This window comes from Desulfobaculum sp. (genome assembly GCF_054921475.1).
The window spans coordinates 1-8280 of sequence record NZ_JBUDSW010000165.1; the positions used below are offsets into that span (position 1 = coordinate 1).

Below are 8280 nucleotides of genomic sequence, written 5' to 3' on the forward strand. Positions count from 1 at the left end.
GCGTTCTATGGCGTGGCGCAGGGCTGTTTCCAGCTGCAAGCGCTCCGAGGCGCGCTCCGTCATTTCCGTGGAGAAGAACGCGTAGGTGTTGAAGCCGACCTCACGCGCGTGGTGCAGGGCGTTTTCCGCGTTCTTCATGAGTTCTTCGGCGTCGGTGGCGTCGTCCGGGAAAATGGCGATGCCCATGGTGCAGGTGAGGAAGGCTTCGCCGCCCGGCAGGGCAAAGGCCGGGGCAATGGCCTGTTGCAGGCGGGGAATAATCTGCGTGAGGGATTCGGAATCCGCAACGCCGGGAATCATCATGGCAAATTCGTCACTGCCGAGGCGCGCGGCGGTCAGCCCGTCGGTAAAGGCCGCCTTGATGCGCTTGCTGGTTTGCTGCAGCACTTCGTCGCCACTGGCGATGCCCATGGATTCGTTCACGTTCTTGAAGTTGTCGAGGTCAAAGAGAATGACGCCAACGCCGCTTTCGTTGTTTTGGGCGTGGGAGAGTTCCTGCGCCAGCAGGTTCATAAACAGCGCGCGGTTTGGCAGTTCCGTCAGCACGTCGAAGTTGTTCAGGCGGTAGATGCTCTCCGCGCTCTTCTTTTCGCGCGTCAGGTCCGAGAAGGTGCCGATGAAGTTGACCACCTCGCCCGAGGCATCCTTGAGGGTGGTGATGCGCAGCCACGCGGGGAAGAGTTCGCCGTCTTTTTTGCGGTTCCAAATCTCGCCGCTCCATTTGCCGTCAAAGCTGATGCTCTCCCACATTTTGGCGTAGAAATCGCGGTCGTGGCGGCCACTTTTGAGGGTGTTTGGGCGGTGGCCCAGCACTTCCTCGGGTGTGTAGCCCGTCAGTTCGGTAAAGGTGCGGTTCACCTCCACGATGCGGTTGTCGCTGTCCGTGATGATGATGGAGTCGCTGCTTTGCTCAAAGACCTGCGCGGCAAGGCGGATGCTGTCCTCGCTGCGTTTGCGCTCGGTAATGTCCATAAGCGCGGCGATGTAGCCCCGGTTGGGGTCTGTAAAGTCAAGGTGGCGCAGGGACATGAACACGGAAACATGGGTGCCGTCCTTACGGCGCATTGCGGCGTCGAGGCTGGCGGAGCCGGAGCGGTCCAGCGACTGGATAAGATGCGCCCCAACGCGGCGGTATTCCCGGTTGGTGGCGTAGATGTCGTGGGTGTCCATGCCCGCAAGTTCGTCTTCCTCATAGCCAAGCAGCCGCCCAAGGGCAGGGCTGGCCCACTCGATGATGCGGCCCTTGCCCAGAAGCAGTCCCGACGGAGACACCGACAGGATGGTCTCCATGGTCTGCCGGTGTTCCTCTAGCTCGTTGGTGCGGCGCTCCACGGCGCGCTTGAGGCGGGCGTTGAAGCTAAAGAGGGCAAAAAGCCCACCGCCCGTCAGCAGGATGGCAACGCCAAGGGCCCACAACAGCTGCTTTATGGACGACGGAAGGACGCCATTTGGATGAAAGAGAAATGCGTCAATGGGCCGCACGGAGTCAATAAAGCCGAGGTTGGCGAAGGTTGTGGCGATGTGCTCCCAGCGCGCGGCGTTCATGGTGCCAACGGGCACGAGCTTGGGCATCATGAGGCTTCGCAGGGCCTCGGCCTCGCGCAGGAGGGTCTGGGTCGTGGTGTGCGGGGCGTAGGTTTGGGCGATGTGCCGGGCGATGTCCTCTGGGTGGCTCATGGCGTAGTCCCAGCCGCGTAGGCTGGCCCGCACAAAGCGCTGGGTGCGGTCGGTGTGGGTGGTGGCCGTGTCCTTGGTGGTATAGAGGCAGTCGCCGTAGAAATCGATGCCGTAGGTCATGGGGGCCAGCTCGGTGACGGGCACGCCCATCTCGCGCAGGGCAAAGGTTTCGTTGGTGGTGTAGCCGGACAGGGCGTCCACCTGCGTGGTGTACAGCGGGGTGACGTCCCACGTGTGGTGGGTGAATTCCGTGTTGGCTGTGGTGACCCCTGCGGATTGGAGCATGGCGCGGATTTCCGCATCCTGCTCCATGTAGACCATGATGCGCTTGCCTTTTAGGGCCGAGGGGCTGGAGATGCCGGAGTCTGACCGGACAAGAAGTACGGCCGGGGAATGCTGAAAGATGGCGGCAAGGGCGACAAGGGGAGTGCCGCGCTGGTAGTCCAGCATGGCCTGAGCGTTGTGCACGGCGTAGTCAGCCGATCCATCAAGAAGCGCCGCAAGAGGGTTCTGCCCGGGGACGCCCTCGCGCAGGGTGACGTCGAGCCCTTCGTCCGCGTAGTAGCCTTCCTTCAGCGCGGCGTAGTATCCGGCAAATTGGAATTGATGCAGGTATTTCAGCTGCAGGACAATCTGTTCGGCGTGCGCGGGGCGCGCCGGAAGGGAAAGGGCACACCCCAGAAAGGCTGCCAGACAGATGGCAAAAAAGCGGCGTAGCATAATACTTTAGAAATACCCGTAATGCAGAGATGATGGCAAGGGCGCAGACGCTATTTGGCGCTTTCCGACAGGAGCTCTTCCTTGCGGATGGCGATGGCGTCCTCCACAGCTTCGGCGGCCTCGCTGAGTTCGTAATCCTCGCTGGATTCGATGAGCGCGGTCTGCACGTTCAGTTCGCGCATAATGCGGACCTCGCCGGCGTTGAAATAGCCGCGCCATGCGGTGACGGTCTGCTCACGCTTGCCAAGGTGGGCAAGGGTGAGGCCAAGGTAGAGCGAAGAAAAATTGTCCTTGCCGAGGTCGCGCAGAACGCGGTCGAATTCCACCTTCGCCTGCACGTACTGGCCGGTGCGGTACAGACAGTAGCCAAGGCGCTGCCGCGCTTCGCTGTGGTGGGGCAGACGTTTGATGCACTCCCGGTATTCGGGGATGGCGGTTTCGTAGTCGGATGCGGCGTAGGCTTCCCCCGCCCGCAGAAACGCTGCGCGCCCGTGTTTCACGTCCTGCTGGGGCGTGGTGGTGTTGTCTGCCGGGGTGGTGAATTGCTCGCTTTGGCGCGTGTTGGACGCCTCAAGGCGCTCCTGCGATGTCTCGCGGAGCTTGCGGAATCCGCCGAACAGAAGATCCCGCCGTGACAGGCCTTTTTTTCCTTCAGATGAAGCCACCGTGTCCTCCTTGTCTGTGGTGGCTGAAGAATACCCAATTCACAAAAAGGGTCAACAGATTCCCCCTAGTGCGGCGCTGGAACCACAGGGAATTCCCCTTTTTCGTCAATATAGGCGTCCGCGTCGGCCTGCGGCATGGGGCGGGCGTACAGGTAGCCCTGTGCGTAGTCGCAGCCAAACCGCCGCAGAATGGCGGCCTGATAGGGGTGTTCCACGCCCTCGGCGATGACGTCCATATTGAGGATATGGGCCATCTCGATAATGGCGCGGATGATTTCCGCGTTTTGGCCCTCTGGCCCGATGCGCTGTACGAAGGAGCGGTCCACCTTCACCGTGTGCAGGGTGAAGTCCTGCAGGTAGGACAGGGACGAATACCCGGTGCCGAAATCGTCAAGGGAGAGGCTGACCCCCAGCCTGCGGAGCATATCCAGCTGGTATTCCGCAGTGTGGGCGTTTTCCATAACGGCGCTTTCCGTAATTTCCAGCTTGATGCTGGACATGCGTGCGCCTGCGGCGGTGGCTGTGGCGCGGATGCGTTCCGACAGGTCCGGCAGGGTGAATTGGTGCGAGGAGAGGTTCACGCTCATAAACAGCGGCGTGTCCGGATAGTGGTGCTGCAAGGTGGCAAGATGGGCGCAGGCCATGTCCAGCACCTGCTGGCCAAGGCCAACGATAAGCCCGGTCTCCTCCGCCGTGTGGATAAAGGCGCTTGGTTCAATGATGCCGTACTGCGGGTGCTGCCAGCGCACAAGGGCCTCGAAGCCCGCCAGCGCGCCGGTGGTGAGCTGGATAATGGGCTGGTAGTAGAGGATGAATTCCTCGTTATCCACGGCGCGGCGGAGTTCGGCCTCGGTTTCAAGGGCCTGCATCGCCTGTGTATGCATCTGCTGCGTAAAGACGGCCAGCTTGTCCATGCCCGCGCTTTTGGCCTGATAGAGGGCGATTTCCGCGTCGCGCAGCATAAAGTCCGGGTTTTCGTGCTCCGGCGGGCCAAGGACCAGCCCAATGCCGGCCGAGGGCTGTATTTCGCGCCCGGCAAGGGTCATGGGGCGGCGGATGATGGATTGGATGCGCTGGGCTGTGGCGCGGGCGGATTCTGCATCCACATTCTCGTGCAGGACGATGGCGAATTCATCCCCGGCAACGCGGCTGATGAAGCAGTCCTGCGGCAATTCCACCTTTAGGCGGTTGGCCATGGCCTTGATGACCATGTTGCCCATGGGGTGGCCGAGGCTGTCGTTGATGACTTTAAAGCGGTCAAGGTCCAGATGCAGCAGGGCAAAGGGGTGCGGCGCGGCGATGGAGCCTTGCAGATGCTGGATGAGCCGCTCGCGGTTGGGCAGACCGGTGAGCCTGTCGTAGTAGGCCTGATAGCGCAGTTGTTCTTCGGCGATATGCCGCTGGGTGATGTCCGCGTAGATGCAGTAGGAGCCGATGTATTCGCCCTCGAAGGTAATGGGCGAGGCCGCGATGGATACGTGCACATCCGCCCCGGTGCGGGTGCGGCGTGTGGTCTCGTGCTGGACGGTTTCGCCCAGCTGGATGGCCTGATTGAGGCCGTCGGCCTGCGACACCTTGTCCGGCGCAACGATGAGCGAATCCAAATGGCGGCCGATGGCATCCTCGCGAGGGTAGCCGAACAGCATCTCAAAGGCGTGGTTCACATCCAACACGGTGACGCTTCTGTCCACGCGCACAACGGCAAGGGGGGAGTGCTCGAACAGCTGTTGCAGCAGCGTGCGCTGCTTGCGCATGCCGCGCTCGGCAATTTTGCGCTCCGTAATGTCGCGGACCTGCACAACAACATAATGCTGCCCCTGCACCATAAAGGCGCTCAGCCGCGCTTCGATGTCCGCGTGCCTGCCGGAGGGGAGCACTATTGCGGCCTCAACGGACTGGGGCGTGCCCTGCTCGGCTTTGGTGTAGGCGGCGCGGAAGTCCACACCGCCCGGCGCAAAGGTGGCCGAGGGCACAATGTCGAAGATATCCTGTCCCGTCACCTCGTCGGCGCGCACGGAAAGCAGGCGCTCGGCCACGGGATTCATGTCCACAATGGTGCGCCGCTGGAGGATGAACACCGCCTCGTGGGTATTTTGGTACAGGATGGAAAAGCGGGCCGTCATTTCGCGGATGGCCGCTGTTTTGCGGCGAAAGCCGATTTGCAGCAGCAGGTTCCACAGCGCAACCGCAATGACAAGGGCGGCGGCGATGGTCAGCTCTAGGCTGTAGCGCTCCAGCAGGAAGGGAAAGGGCCTGTGGTAGGGCACACTGCCCACCCACTTGCGCTGGATGTTTTCCTTTTGCTCCTCGCGGATGGACATGACGCCCTTGCTGAGGATGGCGTGCAGGAGCACGTTCTCCTTGCGCACGGCCAGGCAGCCATGCTCCCGGGTGAGGGCGGGGCCGGTGGCTTTGACATCTGAAACACCGGCCTGAAAGATGGCGTAGTTGAAGGCGAAGTCATAGGCGGCAACGGCAGCGTAGTGGCCTTTCAAGAGTCCCTGCAGTGCAACGTCCGGGTCGGTGTATTCCACAAGGTCGGCGGCGGGATAGGTCCGGCGCAGCATGCCAGCCAGGGCCGTGGCCTTGGGGATGGCGATGCGGTGGCCATGCAGGTCCGCCGGGGTCGCAACATCCACAACGTGAGCCTGCACGAAAAGGTGGGTTTGATGGTCGCTGACAGGCCCGGTGAAGGCATAGAACTGGGCGCGGCGCTCCGTTGGCGTCATGTCCGGAATGATGTCGATTTCGCCGCGCTGGAGCATGCCGGCGAGTTGGCTCCATTTGGTGGGGATATATTCGAATGTGACGCCAAGGTTGACGCTGACCAGATTCATAAAGTCCACGCTGAAGCCGCGCGCGTGGCCTTTTTTGTCCTTGTACTGCAGGGGGGTGAAGCTGTCGTCGATGCCGACGCGCATGACGGGGTGGTCCAGAAGGTACTGCCGCTCCTCGGGGGAGAGGTCGACCGTGGATTCTTCGGTGTTGATGAGCAGAATCAGCGTCACCACCGCGACGCAGGCGCAGAGGGTGAGCAGGATGTTGATGATGCCCGTGCGTGACCGGGCGGGACGCGAGGCTGGTCCGTCGTCGTTGGGGGGAGTGGTGCTCATTGCTCGCTCTCGTCAGAGGTGTTGCTGGACTGGGTCTTTGCGGCTTCCTTGGTGCTGTACATGGCGGCGTCTGCGCTTTTGAGCAGGTCTTCCGTTGTGGCGCCATCGTCGGGATAGAGGGCCTGCCCGATGCTGGCGCTGGTGGTCACGGTGGTGTGCGTGAGGTCAAACGGGGCGGCGAGCACGTCGCGGATGTCGTTGGCGACGGACTCGGCCTGTTTGCGGGATGTGGTGTCCGGCAGCAGGATGGCGAATTCGTCCCCGCCCAGCCGGGCCAGCAGGTCGGATTGGCGCAGGCGCGAGGTCATGCGGCGCACGGCCTCCACCAGCACGGTATCCCCGGCCAGATGGCCGTGGGTGTCGTTAATGAGCTTGAAGTCGTCAAGGTCCACGTACAGCAGGGCAAGGCCGGAGCGTCGCCTGCGGGCGTGGGCTATCATGTGGGCGAAGGTTTCGTGAAAGCTGTAGCGGTTGGCAATGCCCGTCAGTTCGTCATGCATGGCGCGCTGGGCGAGGGCTTGCTCGCAGCGTTTGCGCTCAGAAATATCACGTAGGATGCCGTCCAGTGAGATGATGCGTCCGTCATCGTCCTTGGTGGCGCGGATGCTCATGGCCAGCCACACGTCCGAGCCGTCGGCCCGCACGCCCGTAAAGTCGAACTCCTCGGCGGAGCCGCGCGCCACAAGCTGTGAAAACAGCCGGGCGCTGTCCTCGTCGGGCGAGGCCATGATGGCGTTGATGGTTCCGGCGCGGTCCAGCACCTCCTGCGGGGAGGAATAGCCCATGATGCTGGCAAAGGACGCGTTGGCCCGCGTCAGGCGGCCTGCGCCGTCGGTCTGGAAGATGCCGTCTACGGCGTGCTGGAAGATGTTGCGGTACACATCGCCCGCCGCGCGCAGTTCGGACAGCGCCTGCCGCAGTTCGGCGGTGCGTTCGCTCACGCGGTCCTCCAGTTCCACATAGGCGCGCTGGAGGGCGTCGCGGCTGTCGCTGAGGGCGGCTTCGGCGGCGTGGCGCTCATGCAGGATGGCATAGATGATGAGCGTTGCGCCCGAGCCGCCAGCCATAAACAGTTGGACGACATGCAGGGCGTGGGGCTGGGGCAGATGTGCAAAGGGGCCAAGCCCCACCATGGTCATGGCAACGCAGTAGGTGCCCACAGCCGCAAGGATGAGCGTGAGCGACCGGATATCCAGCCGGAAGGCGCTCCAGATGAAAAAGGGAAACAGCGCAAAGCCGAGGGGATACTGGTGGTAGGAGCCACCAAGGCGCGTACCGAAAATGGCCCATGCCAGGGCTGCGATGAGCAGGCACAGGGCGAGGCTCTCACTTTTGAGGATTCGAAGGGCCGGGCGCGGGCGGACCGTGGTCCACGCCATGACAAGGGGCATAATGAGCACAATGCCCGCAAAGTCGGCGAGGAACCATCCCCACAGCATGTGCCCGAGGTTGGGCAGTGGCGGGCGAGTGGCGAGGGTGGCCCCCACCCAGCCCGCGCAGATGCTGAGCACACTGGCGGCGGTGGGACCAAAGATGGCAAAGCGCGCCATGTATGTGGATGTGGTGTGGAATGCGTCACGCGGCACGGTACGCCGCAGGATGAGTGCGGACAGGGCAAGGGCCAGCATGTTGCCGGTGGACCAGATGACGGCGGTTTCCCATGGCTGGCCGGTGGAGAGCGCGATGAAAAAATCCGGAACGAGTATGGCGGGGAAGGCCCGCAGACCGCACAAATACAGCGCCGTCAGCCCCACGCCGGCGGCGGGCCAGATGTGGGCGACGCCATCGGTGGCGGTAAAACAGACGGCAAACAGGCCCGCAAGAAAGTAGGCGACCGCAAAAACGGGAATCCACAACGGGTGGATGCGGGAGGGATATGAAAAGGCGGCGCTGGCTGGGGCCATCATAGGTGCAGGTCCATAGGGTTTCTCGAAAGGCAAAAAGGCGTCGTGCCGGGAAGTCTTTCGGGAGAAGCGCAACTGTTGCGATTCGTCACAAAAGGGGACGGACAGACGCCATGTGGTGTATCACTCGTGCGTAAAATCAAGGAAGCGAGGCAGGGCGGGCGCGGGGACTTGCTTGTGCGCCGTGGGCTAACGCGCCGC

4 protein-coding genes are annotated in these 8280 nt (G+C 62.5%); all 4 read right to left on the bottom strand.

Annotation, left to right across the window (positions count from 1 at the left end; genetic code table 11):
- A partial coding sequence (locus ACY69P_RS11160) for an ABC transporter substrate-binding protein (protein WP_462327521.1) occupies window positions 1-2397 on the bottom strand: 2397 nt, incomplete at its 3' end.
- Between the two features lie 50 nt (window positions 2398-2447).
- A complete protein-coding gene (locus tag ACY69P_RS11165) occupies window positions 2448-3062 on the bottom strand; it encodes a tetratricopeptide repeat protein (protein WP_462327522.1) in 615 nt (204 codons plus the stop codon).
- Between the two features lie 65 nt (window positions 3063-3127).
- A complete protein-coding gene (locus tag ACY69P_RS11170; protein ID WP_462327523.1) occupies window positions 3128-6175 on the bottom strand; it encodes an EAL domain-containing protein in 3048 nt (1015 codons plus the stop codon).
- Window positions 6172-8082, bottom strand: coding sequence for a diguanylate cyclase domain-containing protein (locus ACY69P_RS11175; RefSeq protein WP_462327524.1), 1911 nt, complete (start codon window positions 8080-8082; stop codon window positions 6172-6174). The genes ACY69P_RS11170 and ACY69P_RS11175 overlap by 4 nt, the downstream gene beginning before the upstream one ends.
- Between the last annotated feature and the right edge of the window lie 198 nt (window positions 8083-8280).

Bases quoted from the DNA above. Each gene is read 5' to 3' on its own strand.
- ACY69P_RS11170 (WP_462327523.1), bottom strand. From the start codon at position 6,175: ATGAGCACCACTCCCCCCAACGACGACGGACCAGCCTCGCGTCCCGCC.
- ACY69P_RS11175 (WP_462327524.1), bottom strand. From the start codon at position 8,082: ATGATGGCCCCAGCCAGCGCCGCCTTTTCATATCCCTCCCGCATCCAC.